18 protein-coding genes are annotated in these 17,871 nt (G+C 37.6%); 8 read left to right on the top strand and 10 right to left on the bottom strand.

Going from position 1 to position 17,871, the window contains the following annotated elements; all coding sequences use genetic code 11:
* Window position 1 precedes the first annotated feature (1 nt).
* Both OLM61_RS07580 and rnpA read right to left on the bottom strand, forming a co-directional pair.
* The gene (locus tag OLM61_RS07580; protein WP_264525780.1) at window positions 2–838 is read right to left on the bottom strand and encodes a DUF4349 domain-containing protein; all 837 of its coding nucleotides are present in this window, start codon (window positions 836–838) and stop codon (window positions 2–4) included.
* 80 nt (window positions 839–918) lie between these two features.
* A complete protein-coding gene (gene rnpA / locus OLM61_RS07575; protein WP_264525779.1) occupies window positions 919–1,323 on the bottom strand; it encodes a ribonuclease P protein component in 405 nt (134 codons plus the stop codon).
* 125 nt (window positions 1,324–1,448) lie between these two features.
* On the opposite strand from rnpA, the gene OLM61_RS07570 reads away from it, so the two are divergent.
* The 3 genes from OLM61_RS07570 to OLM61_RS07560 all read left to right on the top strand — a co-directional run bounded on the left by OLM61_RS07570 (window position 1,449) and on the right by OLM61_RS07560 (window position 4,059).
* A complete protein-coding gene (locus OLM61_RS07570) occupies window positions 1,449–2,189 on the top strand; it encodes a lysophospholipid acyltransferase family protein (protein ID WP_264525778.1) in 741 nt (246 codons plus the stop codon).
* A 50-nt stretch (window positions 2,190–2,239) separates the two neighbouring features.
* The gene (locus OLM61_RS07565; protein ID WP_264525777.1) at window positions 2,240–3,232 is read left to right on the top strand and encodes an acyl-ACP desaturase; all 993 of its coding nucleotides are present in this window, start codon (window positions 2,240–2,242) and stop codon (window positions 3,230–3,232) included.
* A gap of 173 nt (window positions 3,233–3,405) precedes the next feature.
* Window positions 3,406–4,059, top strand: coding sequence for an HD domain-containing protein (locus OLM61_RS07560; RefSeq protein ID WP_264525776.1), 654 nt, complete (start codon window positions 3,406–3,408; stop codon window positions 4,057–4,059).
* Window positions 4,060–4,276: 217 nt separating this feature from the next.
* On the opposite strand, the gene OLM61_RS07555 is transcribed toward OLM61_RS07560, so the two are convergent.
* The 5 genes from OLM61_RS07555 to OLM61_RS07535 form a co-directional block, all read right to left on the bottom strand.
* Window positions 4,277–4,399, bottom strand: coding sequence for a FeoB-associated Cys-rich membrane protein (locus OLM61_RS07555; RefSeq protein ID WP_413614374.1), 123 nt, complete (start codon window positions 4,397–4,399; stop codon window positions 4,277–4,279).
* Between the two features lie 6 nt (window positions 4,400–4,405).
* Window positions 4,406–6,505, bottom strand: a complete 2,100-nt coding sequence (gene feoB, locus OLM61_RS07550; protein WP_264525775.1) for a ferrous iron transport protein B — start codon at window positions 6,503–6,505, stop codon at window positions 4,406–4,408.
* A complete protein-coding gene (locus tag OLM61_RS07545) occupies window positions 6,505–6,744 on the bottom strand; it encodes a FeoA family protein (protein WP_264525774.1) in 240 nt (79 codons plus the stop codon). Before OLM61_RS07545 ends, feoB begins: the two co-directional genes overlap by 1 nt.
* Before the next feature lie 103 nt (window positions 6,745–6,847).
* Complete coding sequence (locus tag OLM61_RS07540; protein ID WP_264525773.1) at window positions 6,848–7,513, bottom strand: SCO family protein; 666 nt, start codon at window positions 7,511–7,513, stop codon at window positions 6,848–6,850.
* Window positions 7,514–7,643: 130 nt separating this feature from the next.
* Window positions 7,644–8,567 (bottom strand): DMT family transporter, encoded by a 924-nt coding sequence (locus OLM61_RS07535; RefSeq protein WP_264526370.1) that lies wholly within the window; start codon window positions 8,565–8,567, stop codon window positions 7,644–7,646.
* 201 nt (window positions 8,568–8,768) lie between these two features.
* On the opposite strand from OLM61_RS07535, the gene OLM61_RS07530 reads away from it, so the two are divergent.
* Together OLM61_RS07530 and OLM61_RS07525 are read left to right on the top strand one after the other, a co-directional pair.
* A complete protein-coding gene (locus OLM61_RS07530; RefSeq protein WP_264525772.1) occupies window positions 8,769–10,829 on the top strand; it encodes a M13 family metallopeptidase in 2,061 nt (686 codons plus the stop codon).
* A 218-nt stretch (window positions 10,830–11,047) separates the two neighbouring features.
* On the top strand, window positions 11,048–13,108 hold the full coding sequence (locus OLM61_RS07525) for a M13 family metallopeptidase (protein ID WP_264525771.1): 2,061 nt from the start codon (window positions 11,048–11,050) through the stop codon (window positions 13,106–13,108).
* A gap of 56 nt (window positions 13,109–13,164) precedes the next feature.
* Here the strand turns inward: OLM61_RS07525 and OLM61_RS07520 are convergent, their stop codons facing one another.
* The 3 genes from OLM61_RS07520 to hemB all read right to left on the bottom strand — a co-directional run bounded on the left by OLM61_RS07520 (window position 13,165) and on the right by hemB (window position 15,081).
* On the bottom strand, window positions 13,165–13,611 hold the full coding sequence (locus OLM61_RS07520) for a GyrI-like domain-containing protein (protein WP_264525770.1): 447 nt from the start codon (window positions 13,609–13,611) through the stop codon (window positions 13,165–13,167).
* A 74-nt stretch (window positions 13,612–13,685) separates the two neighbouring features.
* Window positions 13,686–14,087, bottom strand: coding sequence for a c-type cytochrome (locus OLM61_RS07515; RefSeq protein WP_264525769.1), 402 nt, complete (start codon window positions 14,085–14,087; stop codon window positions 13,686–13,688).
* A 1-nt stretch (window position 14,088) separates the two neighbouring features.
* Entirely contained in the window at window positions 14,089–15,081 is a 993-nt protein-coding gene (gene hemB, locus OLM61_RS07510; protein WP_264525768.1) for a porphobilinogen synthase, read from the bottom strand.
* Between the two features lie 319 nt (window positions 15,082–15,400).
* Between hemB and OLM61_RS07505 the strand changes: the two genes are divergently transcribed.
* From OLM61_RS07505 to OLM61_RS07495, 3 genes are read left to right on the top strand one after another with little or no spacing between them, the layout of a single operon-like run.
* Window positions 15,401–15,574: a hypothetical protein gene (locus tag OLM61_RS07505; protein ID WP_264525767.1), complete on the top strand. Its 174-nt coding sequence runs from the start codon at window positions 15,401–15,403 to the stop codon at window positions 15,572–15,574.
* On the top strand, window positions 15,550–16,032 hold the full coding sequence (locus tag OLM61_RS07500; RefSeq protein WP_264525766.1) for a hypothetical protein: 483 nt from the start codon (window positions 15,550–15,552) through the stop codon (window positions 16,030–16,032). Before OLM61_RS07505 ends, OLM61_RS07500 begins: the two co-directional genes overlap by 25 nt.
* Window positions 16,033–16,035: 3 nt before the next feature.
* Window positions 16,036–17,850 carry a hypothetical protein gene (locus OLM61_RS07495; protein WP_264525765.1) on the top strand — a complete coding sequence of 605 codons (1,815 nt, stop codon included), beginning with the start codon at window positions 16,036–16,038 and terminating at the stop codon, window positions 17,848–17,850.
* The last annotated feature ends 21 nt before the right edge of the window (window positions 17,851–17,871 follow it).

Below are 17,871 nucleotides of genomic sequence, written 5' to 3'. Positions count from 1 at the left end.
ATTATATTTTTTTTCTTTTAAATCTTTTTCTAATAAAGTAGACCAATACGCAAAATACTATAATAAATGGCCAGACACTAATAATTGAAATTAAAAAATCGGACAGGCTGAAAAAACCGGACTGAATGGCGGCCCATATTTTAGAACCATACGAAATCTTAACGCCTTGTTTTTGAGCAACAGTTTTGTAAAATGAGATCGTTACTGTGCTTTCTGAAACACGGCTTTCGAGATATTTTAGCTGACCTTCTTTGGCTTCAATTTCTTCACGGATAGCCGAAATCTGTTTTTCAATTTCGAGTATTTCACTAATTTTTGTGGCTTTTTGCAGAATCTCTAAGTAGCGGGCTTCGAGTTTACGTTTTGTATTTAATCGCGAAGTTAAGTCAATGTACTGTTCGGTGACATTTTCTGCAGAGATTTCTTTTTGTTCAAAATACGAAACCCCCTTAGAAACCGCAGTTATAAAAGAGTCAAAGTTTGCGCTGGGAACTCTAATCGTTAAGGTTCTGTAAATGTTGTCGTACTCTTTTCCTTCCGAATCATTCTGAATGCTGGCTTTGTTGGCTGTAATTGCAGTTTGAATTTGTTTGAAAGTATCTTCTAAATCATTGGTTTCAAATCGAAGAGAAGCCTGTTTGATAATTTTTTGTGAAATCTCCGGAGCACCTGCTTCAGCTGAAGTAGCGGGGTCGTATTGTTTTTCTGACGCTGCAGCGGATTCATTTTTTGCAGGAAGCTTGACGGCACTAATCATCATATCGGCAGAAGCCTCCTCATTTTTACCACAACTCGAAAAGCCTAAAAAAAGCAGGAATAAAAAGAAAATATAGCGCATAATATTTCAAATTAAATTTAAAACTACAATTTTTTTATAATTTTTCGTATAATTTGATAAATAAAGTTGTCGTAAAGGAATTACAATTCTGTTTTATTTTCAGAATCAGGGCTTTTGTTTACCTGTTGCAGGAATTTCTCAAACAGCTGAATGGTCTTGGTGTTGATTTCTGCATAAGACAATCGGTCTTTGCTTTGATAAAAAAACATCAGGGAATAAGGCTCCTGAATGTTATCCAAAAGTAAATGTTTGTTTAAACGATAGGTTTCTCTTAAAACACGCTTGAAGTAATTGCGGTCAACGGCTTTTTTAAAGTATTTCTTAGATACCGAAACCCCCATTTTGATTTTTTCTTCTGAATGCTCTTCCGCCGGACGATAAACCAAACGCAAGGGATATTTCGAAACCGATTTCCCTTCGGAAAACAGTAAACCTATTGTCGTTTTGCTCTTTAAGCGTTCATTTTTAGGGTAAGTGAAGTTCATTTAATTCAGAAAAAATTTGCAAATTTTAGGGCAAAGGTACAATTAAACCAGAAAAACAGTTATTGTTTTCAATTTTTATACCGCTAAAAATTTATTTATTACTTTTGGGCATTAATTTTTCAAGCATGCAGAAGATAATTTCGTATCCCATTTCCGTAATTTATTACTTATGTTTTGGTTTTTGTTTGGCGGTATTTCACCCGATACAATGGTTTTGCCTGAATGTTTTTGGGTATCAGGCACACAAAAAGAGTGTCGATTATCTGAATTTTTTCCTGTTAAGATGCACGAATCTGGTGGGAACAAGGTATACCGTTAGCGGAGTTGAGGATATACCAAAGGGAGTTCCGATCATTTTTGTAGCGAATCACCAAAGTATGTACGATATCGTGACAATGATTTGGTACTTTAGACGATTTCATTGTAAATTTGTAAGTAAGAAAGAGTTAGGAAGCGGAATCCCGAGTGTGTCTTTTAATTTACGCCATGGAGGATCTGTCTTAATCGACCGAAAAGACCCTAAACAAGCGATTCCCGTAATCAAAGGCTTGTCTGAATATATCGAAAAGAACACGAGAGCTGCTGTAATTTTTCCTGAAGGAACCAGAAGTAAAACAGGAAAGCCCAAAGAATTTGCACAAAGTGGTTTAAAAATCTTATGTAAATATGCGCCGTCTGCTTATGTAGTGCCGGTAAGTATCAATAATTCCTGGAAAATGGTTCGTTATGGAATGTTTCCGGTTGGATTAGGAAATCATTTAACCTTTACAGCGCATAAAGCAATGGCTGTAAAAGAGTATGATTTTGCCGATTTAATGGCTTTGACAGAAAAAGCAGTGGTAGAAGGAGTAAATGAGTATAAATAGATTTTTGTTTTAGTACCTACCAAAACTTAAATCCCAATCTTAAATAAGTAATGTCTATAAAAAACATTAGATTAGAAGTAATGCAGTTTTTGGAAAAAAACGTGGATAGCTTCGTTGAACAGTATTTAATTCCAGTGGAAAAAATTTGGCAGCCGTCAGACTTTTTGCCTAATTCTGAAGGAGAGAACTTCTTTGAGGAGGTAAAAGAGTTGCGTGAAATTGCTAAAGAATTGCCATATGATTTCTGGGTAACTTTAGTGGGTGATACCATCACTGAAGAAGCTTTGCCAACATACGAATCATGGTTAATGGATGTAGAAGGAGTCAATCAGGTAGAAAACGGTGGAAATGGCTGGTCGAAATGGATCAGACAATGGACCGGAGAAGAAAACCGCCACGGAGACCTTTTAAATAAATATTTGTATTTGTCCGGTCGTGTAAACATGCGTGAAATCGAAATGACCACACAGCATTTAATCAACGACGGTTTTGATATTGGAACCGGATCTGATCCGTACAAAAACTTCGTATACACCAGCTTTCAGGAGTTAGCTACTTATGTTTCACACAACAGAGTGGCACAAATGGCTAAGAAATTTGGCGACAACAAGTTGTCTAAAATGTGTAAAATGATTGCAGGTGACGAAATGCGTCACCACCATGCGTACAGCGAGTTTGTGACCCGTATTTTTGCAGTGGATCCGAGCGAAATGATGTTGGCGTTTCAATACATGATGAAACAAAAGATCGTAATGCCGGCTCATTTCTTAAGAGAATCAGGTCAGAAAATAAGCAGTGCTTTTGAACAGTTTTCTGATTCGGCACAACGTATCGGAGTCTATACAGCAAATGATTACGTAGACATCATGCAAAAATTAATTGACAAATGGGAAATTGATAAAATTTCGAATTTGACAGATGAAGCTGAGAAAGCACGTGATTACTTAATGAAATTACCGGCTCGTATGGCAAGAATCTCTGAAAGACTTGTTATTCCACAAGAATCACACATCTTTAAATGGGTTGAACCAGCACGATTGTAGCTTTCTGATTTTAGAGTTTAGATTTATGAAACTTTAAGCAGAATATCTAAAAACATATTGTTGATTGTTGAGGTTGCAAAACTTTGACAATCAACATTTTTTATTTAAAGTATAAAACACCAGTTTAATTTCGTTTTATTGGACTGTCCTTTACCGCAAACTATAAAAATACCATGAATAATTCTGAACTAATAAACAAAACCATCGCTTTTGTAAAAGAGAAATTAAACGACGCCGAAGGTGGACACGATTGGTTTCATATCGAACGCGTTTATAAAAATGCACTTTTAATTGCAAAAGGAACAGATTGTGATCTTACCGTTGTGCAGTTAGGAGCCTTGCTTCATGATATTGCCGACAGTAAATTTCACAATGGCGATGAGACGATCGGACCCAGAACGGCACGTTTGTTTTTAGAAGGGGAAGAAGTTGCAGAAGATACGATTCAGCATGTTGTGAACATCATCGAAAACATCTCGTACAAGGGCGGAAATTTTGAAAAGAAGTTTTCCTCCATAGAATTAGATATCGTTCAGGATGCGGACCGTTTGGATGCAATTGGGGCCATTGGAGTAGCAAGAGCGTTTAATTATGGCGGATTTAAGAACAGAACGCTCCACGATCCTGAAATTGCTCCAATAACCAATATGACCAAAGAGGAATACAAAAAGAACAATGCGCCAACGATCAATCATTTTTATGAAAAGCTTTTACTGCTAAAAGATAAAATGAATACCGAAACCGGTAAACAAATCGCAGCAGAAAGACATCGTTTCATGGAAACATTTCTGGCACAGTTTTATGCAGAATGGGAGGGGGAGAAGTAGTTACTCAGTCTTCAGTCTCAGTCTCAGTCTTCAGTTTTTAATAGAGAAAGGGGCTTCGACTTCGCTCAGCCTGACATTCCACTATCATTTTGCGGGTGTCAGGCTGAGCGAAGTCGAAGCCCCCTCTTTTTTTATTGAGAGCGTTCCGTAGGAACAACTTATAAACAGAAAAAAAACTTAGTACCTCAGCACCTCAGTATCTTAGCACCTTAAAAAACTACGAACACCCGCAATTCCCGTCACCGCAGTCTTTTTTCTTTTTAGATTTCCAAAAGAACTTTTTGATGAGGTACCCAATGGCAATGAATAATATGATAAAAGCTATAATTTCCTGTATCATGATCGTTTATTTTAAAAGTTGATACGCTATTAATGCAACAAAATAGGCAAGACCACTCATCAGAACCAGCTGCATAGCGGGCCATTTCCAGGAATTGGTTTCCTTTTTCGTAATCGCCAGTGTACTGGCACATTGCATAGCAAAAGCATAAAAAAGTAATAGTGAGATACCAGAGGCAAAATTAAAGATCTTATGACCCGTTTCCGGATTTATCTCTTCCTGCATTTTACTTCTTATGGTTGATTCGTTATCTGTGTCTCCAACACTGTATATGGTGGCTAATGTTCCTACGAAAACTTCACGTGCCGCGAAGGAACTAATTAAAGCTATTCCAATTTTCCAATCATAACCTAAAGGTGAAATCACAGGCTCTATTGCTCTACCCATCAAACCGATATAAGAATTCTCCAGTTTTTGAGAAGCGACTTCATTTTCAAACGGAGTTTCGTCTAAAGGAGTAGCTGCAAATTTTTCTTTTACAATAGTCTCGGCCTCATTAAAATCTTTCCCGGGACCATAAGAAGCTAAGAACCACAAAATCACAGATATGGCTAAGATAATTTTACCGGCACCCACTACGAAAGCTTTTGTTTTTTCGACTACATTAATCGCAACGTTTTTGAATAATGGCAATTTATAACTTGGCATTTCTACCACGAAATACGTCTTGGCACTTATTTTTAGAATTTTGTTTAAGATATAAGAAGAAACAATTGCGGTTACAAAACCTAATAGATACAGTAGCATTAGGGCTAATCCCTGCATGTTTAGTACACCAAACAAACGTTCATCCGGAATTACCAATGAAATAATAATCGTATAAACAGGTAATCTGGCCGAACAGGTTGTAAACGGAGTGACAAGAATGGTGATCAGTCGTTCTTTCCAGTTTTCAATATTACGGGTGGCCATAATTGCGGGAATAGCACAGGCCGTTCCTGAAATCAAAGGCACAACACTTTTACCGGACAAACCGAACTTTCGCATGATTTTATCCATCAAAAAGACTACACGGCTCATATAACCACTTTCTTCTAAAATCGAAATGAATAAAAATAAAAAGGCAATTTGCGGAATAAAAATGATCACACCGCCAATTCCCGGTACAATTCCCTGTGAGAGTAGGTCGGTCAGAATTCCGCTTGGCAATTCCGCCGCGACCCAGCTGCTTAAAGAAGCAAAACTGCTATCTATGAAATCCATAGGTATTGTCGACCAGCTAAAAATAGATTGGAAGATCAAAAATAAAATGGCTAAGAAAATCACATAACCCCAAACCTTGTGCGTTAAAATGCGATCCAGTTTTGCCCGAATGTCTTTGGCCGTCGAGGCATCAACTTTTAAACCTTCTTTTAAAACATCGTTTATAAATTGATAACGTTTTATCGTTTCTTTTTGCTGTAAACGTTTTAATTCAGAATGTGACTTGGTAAAAGTACTTCTGATTTCATTTCGATCCAGGTTCGAAAAATTCACATCCTGCGTGATCACCAGCCAAAGTTTGTACAACAATTGATTCGGGAAAGCATGCTGCAATTTTTCAAAATACTCCTGGTCAATAACAGAAGCATTCAGGCAAGGTTCGTGCGGAATCGTTTTGTATGAAACAATTAGTTCTTTCAACTCTTCGATTCCCAAACCTTTTCGGGAGCTTACTAAAGCAATTTTAGTTTTTAGTTTCTCCTCCAGATAAGGAATATCCAGCGTGATACCTTTACTTTCCATACGGTCTGACATGTTGATGACCAGAATCGTTGGAATTTCAAGATCTTTGATTTGAGTGTAAATCAGTAAATTACGTTTCAGATTTTCAACATCTGTAACTACTACCGCTACATCCGGATATAATTTGTCGTTTTTGTTCAACAAAAGTTCAATTACCACACTTTCGTCCATCGAACTGGCGTTCAGACTGTACGTTCCCGGAAGATCCAGAATGTTGGCTTTGACATTGTTGGGTAATTTGCAGAACCCGATTTTTTTCTCAACAGTAATTCCGGGATAATTCCCAACCTGTTGGTTTAATCCGGTAAGCTGATTGAAAACGGAAGTTTTTCCTGTATTTGGATTCCCGATAAGGGCAACGTTGATATTTTGAACACTCATTACAAATTGTTTTTGATCAGTTCAACTTCAATTTCACGAGCAGTTTCAACGCGAATGGCTACATGCGAACCATTAATGTCTAAATACAGAGGATCGCCAAAAGGAGCGATTTGCAACAATTCAACTAAGTTGCCCGGTAAACAACCCATTTCTAGTAGTTTTAAAGGAATAAGATCGATATCAAAATCTTTGATAATGGCTTTCTCGCCTTTTTTCAGAGTGTGGATAGTATTTTGCAAGCTTATTTAGATTGAATTTAGATTGCAAAAATAGGCAATTATTCTTTATTTCAAGGCATTTAACACTTTTGTAAATGCTAAATCTTTCTAAAAATAAGGGATTTTACTCCTGAGAAAGGAAATAGATGTCTTCTAAAAGACGTTTAATTTCTTCTTTATTTGTCCCGTCATAAAAACCGCGAACACGTCTTTTTTGATCCACCAAAACAAAATTCTCGGTATGTACCATATCGTAGAGTTGGTCTGGACGTCCGAGTTTCACCGCCAGATATGATTTTCGGGCCATAGTGTAAATTTCTTTTTTATCACCGGTAACCAGATTCCATTTGCTGTCTACCACACCATGTTTGATCGCATAGGCTTTTAAAACCGGAATACTGTCAACCTCAGGAAACACCGTATGAGAAAGCAGCATTACTTTCGGATTGTTTAAAACCGCTTTTTGAACATCAGCCAGATTGGTCGTCATCTTTGGGCAAATGGACCCGCAGGTCGTGAAGAAAAAGTCGGCCACATAAATTTTCCCTTCGTAATTCTTCTGAGTAATGGTATCACCGTTTTGATTCACAAATGAAAAATCGGCAATTGTATGGTATTTGCTTTTGTATTGCACCGTACTATCTACTAATTCCGGATTTACATCAGCAGGGTTGTAAATAGGCAGCGTTTTTTGTGGTTTTAAAGCCGAGTAAAATAAAGAGATGGTAACAGCCGAAAATACAATAAGTACAATAAAGAATTTACGGTATTTGTATAAAAAAGATTTCATAAAAAAAATTTGGCGCAAAAATACAAAAAGCACTTTTCAAAACCCTAAGGAAGCTTCGTTTTTAACAGCTTATAGGGAGTTAAAAGAGCCGGACTGCATTTTCTGAATTTTTACCGAATAGAGAGAATCGTTATTTTTTAGTTTTCCGAATGGTTTTGTTTACCAAATACAAACCGGTTAAGGTTACAATTGTGCCAATGGCGATGGCCTGTGTAAGCGTTTCTCCAAAAATGAAAGACCCTAAAATCATGGCAACAATTGGATTGATGTAAACATAGATACTGCTGATTTCGGTTGGAAGATGCTGTAACGAATAGATAAACGCTATGAAAGTTAAAACAGAACCAATAAGAACCAGATAAACAATAGACCACAAAGAAGGCAAAGGGATTTCGCTTAGCGGAATGTTCATTCCTGCTGCTTCCGTGATTCCGAAAAGAAACACACTCGAAATCAGCATTTGCAATCCCAAACTGAAATAGGGATTAAAACTGGATGCCTGTTTCTTTGTTTCGAGTATACCAAAGGCCCAAGTTATCGTAGAAGCAGTCATCAGGATGATTCCGAATTGAAAATCAGGTCTGAAAAAATCAGAAAGATAATCAACGAAAATAATACAAACCCCACCAAAACTGATCAGAATTCCGATCAAAGCCATTTTTGCAACTTTCTGACCATTAAAAAAATTGATGATAATGATCCAGATCGGAAATAAAGCACTGATGATGGCTCCGAGTCCGCTGCTCATGTATTTGACACCCCAGGTGCTTAAGCCATTGCTGCATACAAAATTTAAAAACGCCAGAATGATGATCGTGCGCCATTGTTTGCCTTTTGGCCAGGGTTGTTTTTTCAACAGAAAATAGCCTACATATAAAATTCCGCCCAGTAATTGACGGATGGTGGCCAACTGCAAAGCGGGCATATGTTTTACGCCTTCTTTGGACGCCAGCCAGGTGGTTCCCCAAAAAAAACTTACCCAGCATAAAGCTAAAATCGGTAATCCGATAGCTTCGATTTTTCCTGAAACGGCATTCTGAATTTTTGCTCTCACTTTTATTTCGATTCGTTGTAACAAATATTCGAAAAAGTATTCTAATATAAAGATAAAAACCAGGGATAAATACATGAAAATATTTGATAGTATGCATTAAAATGTTGTGATCCTTGAATTTTTGCGATTTGTTCAAAAATTTTAACATAGCATTCAAAATATTAGAAATACGTTTGTGTAACCACCAAAACTTAAATATAAATGAAAAGACAACTTAGCAGACCTTTGTTCTGCGCTTTTCTTACAGCCGTTTCCTTTACAGCTGTAAATGCTCAGAATGCAACTTCAAAAGAGCCGGGTATTAATGTTTCGTACATGAATACCAAAATTAGTCCGAGTCAGGATTTTTTTCAATACGTAAATGGAACATGGCTTAGTAAGACTGAAATTCCAAGTGATCGTACCACCTGGGGGAGTTTTAATGAATTGATTAAGAAGACAGATAAAGACGCGATGTCTATTCTGAAAGAAGCTTCTAAAAATCCAAAGTACAAATCAGATACCGATCAGGGTAAAGCCGTAAACTTGTTTTCAACGATTTTAGATACAGTTGGAAGAAACAAAGCAGGTATAAAACCATTGCAGCCTTACTTAAAAAAAATTGATGCGATCAAAAACATCAATGATCTTCAAAAGTATTTAACTGAAATTGCACAGGAAGGCAATATTGTTTTTTTTGGAACTTATATCGGAGCGGATGAAAAAAACAGCTCTAAAAACTCTGTAACACTTGTTCCAAGCGGTTTAGGATTGCCGGATCAGGATTATTACATTTCTGAGGATAAAGATTCAAAAGAAAAACGTGCAAAATACCAGCTGCATTTGGCGAGAATGTTGCAGTTTATTGGCGAATCTCCGGAGAAAGCAAAACAAAGTGCCGCTGCAATTTTAGCCTTAGAAACAGAATTGTCAAGACCAAGATTCAATCGTGTGGAAAGCAGAGACAGCCGTTTGCAGTACAACCCGATGACAGTTGCTGAACTTCAAAAGTTAACTCCAGCGATTAAATGGGAAGCCTATCTTACCAGTATTGGGTTGTCAAAGTTAGACACCATTGTGGTAATGCAACCTAAATACATGAAAGCTTTGCAGACTGTTTTTACTCAAAATAAAGTAGAGCAGTGGAAAGAATATCTGAAATGGGACTTGTTAAACTCCTTTACTTCGCAATTGTCAACCGATATCGAAGCGGCTAATTTTGACTTTTACAGCAAAACTTTAAGAGGTGCTGTGAAACAATTGCCACGTGAAGAAAAAGCGTTGCAGGTCGTAAACTCCAGTATTGGTGAAGCACTTGGTAAATTGTATGTAGAGAAAGTGTTTCCTGCTGAAGCAAAATCAAAAGCAGTTGATATGATTCACAACGTCATTCTGGCGTACCAAAACCGTATCAATAATTTAACCTGGATGTCTGCGGCTACTAAGGTAAAAGCAATTGAAAAGTTAAATAAAATTACGGTAAAAGTGGGTTATCCGGACAAATGGAAGGACTATTCTGCGCTTGAAATTAAAAGTGTTGCCGAAGGAGGAAGTTATATCCAAAACACAATTAATATCTCGAAATGGAATTTCAAAAAAGGAATCGAGAAGTTAAACAAACCGGTTGATAAAACCGAGTGGGGAATGTCGCCACAAACTGTAAATGCCTATTACAACCCATCGTACAACGAAATTGTATTTCCGGCAGCTATTTTGCAGCCTCCATTTTACAACTATCAGGCCGATGAAGCGGTGAATTATGGTGGAATCGGAGCGGTAATTGGTCACGAAATCTCACACGGTTTTGATGATTCAGGAGCACGATACAATGCTGAAGGAAATTTAGTAGATTGGTGGACACCGGAAGATTTAAAACAATTTACAGCTCTTGGAGGAGCTCTTGCAGCACAATACAGCGCTTTAGAGCCTCTGCCTGGAATTCATGTAGATGGTAATTTTACTTTAGGAGAAAACATTGGTGACTTAGGAGGTATCAATGCAGCTTATGATGGTTTGCAATTGTACTTGAAAGCACATGGAAATCCGGGCTTAATTGACGGATTTACTCCGGAACAGCGTTTCTTTATTTCATGGGCAACCGTTTGGAGAACGAAAAGTAGAGACGAAGCGATCAAAAATCAGGTAAAAACCGATCCGCATTCACCAGGAATGTACAGAGCGGTTGTTCCGGTTCAGAACGTAGATGCTTTTTATGATGCTTTTGGAATCAAAAAAGGAGATAAAATGTATATCGATACAGATAAGAGAGTTAAAATCTGGTAACAGATACTACTATAAAAACGGCGCTGATTTAGCGCCGTTTTTCATTGCTATCACATCCTTCGTCTGCAGGCTTAACCCCTGATTTTATAAGTACTTTTGGACTAAAAAACAGGATATCGCCCGATTGTATTTCAGCAGTCAATTTATGTGATAAATTTAACATGACGTTTGGAATAATTACAATATGTTTGTGTATATACTAAAAACTACAGAGAAAAATGATTAAACAATTACGAAAACCAATGTTTTGTGTTGTTTCTGCAATGGTTACCATTACTGCAGTAAACGCTCAAAGTACAAAACCAAAAGAACCGGGTATCAATCTTTCTAATATGGACACCAAAACAAGTCCAAAACAAGATTTTTTCCGTTATGTAAACGGAACCTGGTTAGATAAAACTGAAATTCCAAGTGATAGAAATTCATGGGGAAGTTTTAATGAACTACGTCAAAAGACAGATAACGATGCACTTGCCATCTTAAAAGAAGCTTCAAAAGATCCTAAGTACAAATCAAATACCGATCAGGGGAAAGCGATTGCTTTGTTTAATACTATTTTAGATACTGTTGGACGCAATAAAAGAGGGGTTACACCACTTCAGCCTACCTTAAAGAAGATCGATGCCATTAAAAATGTAACCGATCTGCAAAATTTCTTTATTGAAATGCAGCCACAGGGTGGTGTTGGTTTCTTTGGTGTTTTTGTGGGCCCGGATGCTAAAAACAGTAATAAAAATACCGTTAACTTAGGCCCTGGAGGTTTAGGACTTTCGGATAAAGATTACTACAATGCCGATGACAAAGATTCAAAAGAAAAACGTGAAAAATATGAAGTACACGTTGCAAGAATGCTACAGTATATTGGTGAGTCTCCTGCAAAAGCAAAAGAAAGCGCCAAACAAATTCTGGCTTTAGAAATTGAATTGTCTGCGCCAAGATTAGACCGTGTGGAGCGCAGAGACCGCAGAAAACAGTACAATCCAACTGCGATTGCCGATTTAAAAAAGATTACACCTTCGATTCAATGGGAGAAATATTTCACCGGAATTGGAATGGCAAAGTTAGATAGCGTAAATGTAGCGCAGCCGCGTTATATGATTGCTTTGGAAAAAACACTTTCTGAAAAGAAAGTTGAAGCCTGGAAAGAATACCTAAAATGGTCGATACTGAACAGAACAGCTTCTACTTTGAGCACAGATATCGAAAATGCTAATTTCGATTTCTACGGAAAAACATTAACAGGAGCTTTGAAACAACGTCCGCGTGAAGAAATGGCCTTACAGGTAATTAACACTGCGACGGGTGAAGCTTTAGGAAAATTGTATGTAGAGAAGTTATTCCCTGCTGAAGCAAAAGACAAAGCAAAGAAAATGATTGCGAACGTAATGCTGGCTTACGAAAACAGAATCAATGCGTTGCCTTGGATGTCACAACAAACAAAAGCAAAAGCAATTGAGAAATTGAAAAAACTGACCATTAAAATTGGATATCCTGATAAATGGAAAGATTATTCTGCTTTAGAACTTAAAAATGTTGGAGAAGGCGGAACTTATTTTGATAATATGAGAAGTATATCAAAATGGGCTTATGCTGAAAATCTGGCGAAATTAGGGAAACCGGTTGATAAAACAGAGTGGGGAATGTCTCCGCAAACGGTAAATGCCTATTTCAATCCATCTTACAACGAGATTGTTTTCCCGGCAGCGATTCTGCAACCGCCTTTCTACAATTACCAGGCTGATGAAGCGGTAAATTATGGTGGAATCGGAGCGGTAATCGGACATGAGATCTCTCACGGATTTGATGACTCAGGTGCACGTTACAATGCAGACGGAAATTTGGTTGACTGGTGGACAGCTGATGATTTAAAACAATTTACAGCTCTTGGAGGAGCTCTTGCTGCACAATACAGCGCTTTAGAGCCTCTGCCTGGAATTCACGTAGATGGTAAATTTACTTTAGGTGAAAACATTGGAGATTTAGGTGGAATAAATGCCGCTTACGATGGATTACAGTTGTATTTGAAAGCAAATGGAAACCCTGGATTAATCGATGGATTTACACCAGAGCAGCGTTTCTTTATTTCCTGGGCTACGGTTTGGAGAACAAAATCAAGAGATGAGGCGATAAAAAGCCAGGTTAAAACAGACCCGCATTCACCTGGAATGTACAGAGCTGTCGTGCCAATTCAAAATGTTGATGCTTTTTATCAGGCTTTCGATATTAAAAAAGGAGACAAGATGTATATTGATCCGGATAAAAGAGTTAAAATCTGGTAATCATACAACCATAAAAAACGGCGCTAATTTAGCGCCGTTTTTGTTTTTTTAGGTTTTTATGAAATCGCAATAAATATGTCTACTGCTGCAGCTGCGGGGTTTTGAGCTTTGGCTCCATAAACTTCATAGTCGGCTGTAAAGCTTCTGTTGAGTCCGGAGTTCCAAATTTCCAGCCATTTGTTAAAAACAATTCCGTCGTTTAGATTTCCGCTGGCGATGAATTTTTCATACACGGCAGACTCTATTGTTTTTCCTGTCATTCCATCCGGAATCGTATCGAGGTTTTCAACGCGACACCCCAGTATAGTTGTATACGGCCTGGTATGATCTTTTTCGTAGTCTGTATACACACAAAAAATGTCTTCCGAAACCTTATTTGGGATTTTGCTCAAAATTCCTTCAGAGATAAATTGGTTCCAAAGTGCCGGAATATCTGTTCCGGATTGACCATTTTCGTTCGTAGTTCTTACCGAAATACCGATTACATTGAATTTCTGTACCATTTTAAATGTTTTTGGTTAAGCTGTAAATGTAAAATGTGGCGGTGACAACAGTATGTCAGCAGTGAACAGGAATTTTACTTTAAATGACTGTAAATATAAGTTTCAATGGCTTTTAATTCCTCATCCGACATGGCCTGAGTTACCGGAAAATTGGTTTTCATAACGGCAAACTGGCTCGGATCAACAATAGGTTCGGCATTTCCTTTTAAGAAAGTAATAATGTCTCCATTTTTGTCTTTGTAGATTTTGGCTATTTCCTGAATACTAGGACCAATTACTTTTTTGTCCGGTTGATGACAGGAGAAACAATTTCCCTGTCCTTCAAAAATTTGTTTTCCAAACTCTACCGGAGTTTTAGCTTTTGCAGTTTCTCCTTCTGAATAGGCTTCCGTTGTATTTTCAACTGGAGCTTCAACGGTTTCTTTTTTACAGGATGCGAACGCGAGAACGGCTGATAAGAATAGTATTTTTTTCATGTTATTTGTTTAGTAAGATTGCTGCTTCTTTGGCAAAGTAAGTCGAGATAATACTGGCGCCAGCGCGCTTAATGCAATATAGTTGCTCTAACATAATTTTGTCGTGATCGAGCCACCCTCTTTCTGCTGCGGCCTTTACCATAGCGTACTCACCAGATACTTGGTAAACCGCAACCGGCACATGAACGGCATTTTTTACTTCGCGAACAATGTCCAAATAAGCAATTCCCGGTTTCACCATAACGATGTCAGCACCCTCTTCAACATCTAACAAAGCTTCGCGAATTCCTTCAATTCGGTTGGCATAATCCATCTGGTATGTTTTTTTGTCTTTCGGGATATTTTGAGAATCTACGGGAGCAGAATCTAAAGCGTCACGAAAAGGGCCGTAAAATGCCGAAGCATATTTAGCACTGTAACTCATGATTCCTACATTGTGATGTCCGTTTTCTTCCAAAGCTTTTCTGATCGATAACACACGTCCATCCATCATATCACTTGGCGCAACAAAATCGGCTCCGGCTTCCGCGTGGCTTAAACTCATTCGTGTTAAGGCATCAACGGTAGGATCGTTAAGAAGTTGTCCGTTTTCGATAATTCCATCATGGCCATAAATCGAGTAAGGATCAAGCGCCACATCTGGCATTACGATCATTTCGGGAACGGCATCTTTAATGGCACGGATGGTTTGTTGCATCAAACCGTCTTTGTTCCAGGCTTCAACACCTTTGTTATCTTTTAAATGATCACTGATTTTTACATAGATGTTCACCGCTTTGATTCCTAAATCCCAGGCTTCTTTCACTTCTTTGATGGTATTGTCTAAGGAATGACGGTAAATTCCCGGCATTGACGGAATAGCAACTTTTACATCTTTTCCTTCTGTAACAAACATCGGAAGCATAAAATCCTGTGGACTTAAACTGGTTTCACGAACTAAAGAACGAATGGATTCATTGGTTCTCAAACGGCGGTTTCTTTGTAATGGGAACATAAAAATTTAGATTTTAGATTTTAGATTTTAGATTGCAGCCGATTTCTTTGAAATCTGATGGAGAATCTTAATTTCTAAAGTATTGTTTTTTATTTTTTTGAAGAATGTGTTACTTTTTATTAAGTGGCACAAAGTTAAAGAAAAAGGAACAGAATAAGGCGTTTAGCGTGCTTTAGAATCCGTTAATATTATCTAAAAATTTGCAGGATCTTGTCGTTTTGTCTTCGTTTCTGAAGTTTAAAAAATATTTGGAAGCTGTGCCTTTAGAATTAACCCGCAGCCTCTGGTTTTTTTGGATATTTACCTATAAATTTGTCTGATGAAGAAATTTCTCGCATTATGCTGTTGCTTGCTGCTGACAAGCTGTTTTGAAATAACAGAAAGAATCAAACACCACGATGACCAAAGCGGTGAATATACGCTGATGGTTGACTTTTCGAAATCCTGGTTTAAGACAAAATCGGCCATGTGGATGGAAGAGGTGGATGGGTGAAAATTCCAAACGAACAGGAAATCACTAAAAAACTGGAAGACTTTAAAGCCAAAGCCTTAAAAATGGAGGGCATTACGAATGTAACAACCAAAACCGATTTTGATCAGTATATGTTTATTATCAAACTCAATTATGCCAATTTGAAGGCGCTCAATGCCGTTGTCAACACCATCAATAATCAAAGCAATCAGATTCATTTTAGCAGCAATGCCAAAAGTTTTGAAAGAATAGCCTCTTATCCCGTTCCCGAAAAAATTGTAAAAGACCCGAAGAAAAAGGAAGATCTGGAAGCGGCGAGTATTATTGCGATTTACACTTTTGATAAAGATATTCAGGCTGTGGCGAATCCGAACAGTAAAATTTCGCAGAACAAAAAGACCGTTTTTCTCAAACAAAGTATGTACAGCGTACTTAAAAAATCGGCATTAATGAACAATACAATCCAATTAACCCCTTGATTTATGAAGCAGTTTTATTTTTTATTTCTATTATTTGCCACGCATTTGACTTTTGGCCAGGTCAATTCAAAGCCCTACGATTATTTTGTACAGTTTAACGGAGATCAGCTGTCCAAAAAAGTAAGCATTGATCAGGTATTAAATCATCCGCTGATTCGTAGATACAAAGAAGGCAAAGCCAATCTGGATCTGAGCAAGTATACCGCTCTTTTTAAATTGGATCAGAAAATAACCGTTCACGGAAACTTCACCGATAGTATTCCGTATTATCAGGTGACCATGCCCATTAAAAGCAAAGAAGCGGTACGACAGTTTTTAATTGAGGAGCATACCAAAAATAAAAACACAGATTCGGTTGAGGTTCCCTCCATTCAGGATTACGGAAAATATGCGGTTTTTACACCAAAAAACAAAAAGGCCTCATTTGTCTGGAACGATAATTATTTGGTATTGGTAGAGTTGACTAAAAAGTACAAACCAAAATCATATGACTGGGAAAGCACAGCACAAGATTCTGTTGCAATAGACGAACCTTATCAGGAAACTTCAACGGAAACGGTAGAAGAACCTGCGCAATCGGCTGAAGAGGCTGCGATTAGTGCTGCAAAAGAAACAGAAGAAGCTATGGCGGTGTCTAATGTAGCATATGAAAAAGAGGAGGCCGATTTCAATCTTTTACAATCCGAACAGCAAAGCCTTTTTATCAAATCATTGTTCGAAAACGGATTCACGGCTCCTGTTTCAGAGAAGGTAAACGTCGCAGCAGATATTTCTTCATGGCTGAATTACAGCTCAGCGATGACCAGCTTAAATTCGGCGTACAGCGCTTTGTCTAAGTTTACCAGCTATAATAAGTTTTTACCACTGCAAAATAATGCGGCCAGTATGGTAAAAGGGATTAATCTGGATTTTTATTTTGACAATGACAATGCCCGTATTGAGGAAGTTGTGGAGTATACTGAAGCAATGGCAGCAATTGCCGGAAAGATGACCGACCGAAAAATCAACAAAAATATTTTCAATTACTTTCCCGATGAAAAGCCATTAGGTTATATGTCTTATCATATCAATACTAAAGCGGCTCTTGAAAATTTCCCAAATTTAATGGCAGATTTATTCCAGAATCAGTACCTGGTAAAGGAAGATTTAACGGTTGTTACGGACTTAATTTCGACTATCGTGGATGAAGAGGCTACTGCAACACTTTTTGATGGTGATTTAAGCCTGTTTTTATACCATGTAAATGAAGTTGAGGTGACAAAGAAATCGTATGGCTACGACGAAAATTATGAGGAAAAGATAACGGAGGAAAAAGTGAAGAAGAATATTCCGTTATTTTCAGTAGTGTTTACGTCAACTCATCCAACTTTTGGGGATAAGTTAATTCAGTTGGGGCTTCGTAAAAAGTTTCTAGAGCAGCGTGGAGATTTTTATCAAATTCTGGGAACGGAGGAGTATGGTACTGTTTTTATCAAAAAAGACAAAGATGTGGTATTAATCGCCAATACACTGGATTATTTTGATGCCGGAAAAGGACTTTTTGTTAAGGAGGCCAAAAAAGAGTTAAAGAAAAATTACATCTCAGGAAAATTAAATTTTGCCAGAGCATCATTTGCCTATGACAATTCCGGTAAAGCACAGGAAAAAGAATCATCAAAAATGAAGCGTTTAGCAGAGCAGTTTAATGAGGTCACATTTCAGTCTCCTAAAAAACTGATCAATAATAAATTGACATTTGAGCTGAAATTAAACGCATTAAAGTCAGATAAAAACATCATTTTGCAAACGCTGGATTTAGCCGACGAATTGAGTAAATAAGCTAAAGCACTTTTTAAAACC

This window comes from Flavobacterium sp. N502536, assembly GCF_025947345.1.
Lineage (GTDB): Bacteria > Bacteroidota > Bacteroidia > Flavobacteriales > Flavobacteriaceae > Flavobacterium.
This window is presented reverse-complemented; position numbering and strand designations above follow the sequence as displayed.

Coding starts and splice junctions, on each gene's coding strand:
- OLM61_RS07505 (WP_264525767.1), top strand. CDS start 15,401: ATGAAGAAATTTCTCGCATTATGCTGTTGCTTGCTGCTGACAAGCTGT.
- OLM61_RS07525 (WP_264525771.1), top strand. CDS start 11,048: ATGATTAAACAATTACGAAAACCAATGTTTTGTGTTGTTTCTGCAATG.
- OLM61_RS07570 (WP_264525778.1), top strand. CDS start 1,449: ATGCAGAAGATAATTTCGTATCCCATTTCCGTAATTTATTACTTATGT.
- OLM61_RS07560 (WP_264525776.1), top strand. CDS start 3,406: ATGAATAATTCTGAACTAATAAACAAAACCATCGCTTTTGTAAAAGAG.
- OLM61_RS07580 (WP_264525780.1), bottom strand. CDS start 838: ATGCGCTATATTTTCTTTTTATTCCTGCTTTTTTTAGGCTTTTCGAGT.
- feoB (WP_264525775.1), bottom strand. CDS start 6,505: ATGAGTGTTCAAAATATCAACGTTGCCCTTATCGGGAATCCAAATACA.
- OLM61_RS07540 (WP_264525773.1), bottom strand. CDS start 7,513: ATGAAATCTTTTTTATACAAATACCGTAAATTCTTTATTGTACTTATT.
- OLM61_RS07515 (WP_264525769.1), bottom strand. CDS start 14,087: ATGAAAAAAATACTATTCTTATCAGCCGTTCTCGCGTTCGCATCCTGT.
- OLM61_RS07565 (WP_264525777.1), top strand. CDS start 2,240: ATGTCTATAAAAAACATTAGATTAGAAGTAATGCAGTTTTTGGAAAAA.
- OLM61_RS07530 (WP_264525772.1), top strand. CDS start 8,769: ATGAAAAGACAACTTAGCAGACCTTTGTTCTGCGCTTTTCTTACAGCC.
- OLM61_RS07555 (WP_413614374.1), bottom strand. CDS start 4,399: ATGATACAGGAAATTATAGCTTTTATCATATTATTCATTGCCATTGGG.
- OLM61_RS07495 (WP_264525765.1), top strand. CDS start 16,036: ATGAAGCAGTTTTATTTTTTATTTCTATTATTTGCCACGCATTTGACT.
- OLM61_RS07520 (WP_264525770.1), bottom strand. CDS start 13,611: ATGGTACAGAAATTCAATGTAATCGGTATTTCGGTAAGAACTACGAAC.
- hemB (WP_264525768.1), bottom strand. CDS start 15,081: ATGTTCCCATTACAAAGAAACCGCCGTTTGAGAACCAATGAATCCATT.
- rnpA (WP_264525779.1), bottom strand. CDS start 1,323: ATGAACTTCACTTACCCTAAAAATGAACGCTTAAAGAGCAAAACGACA.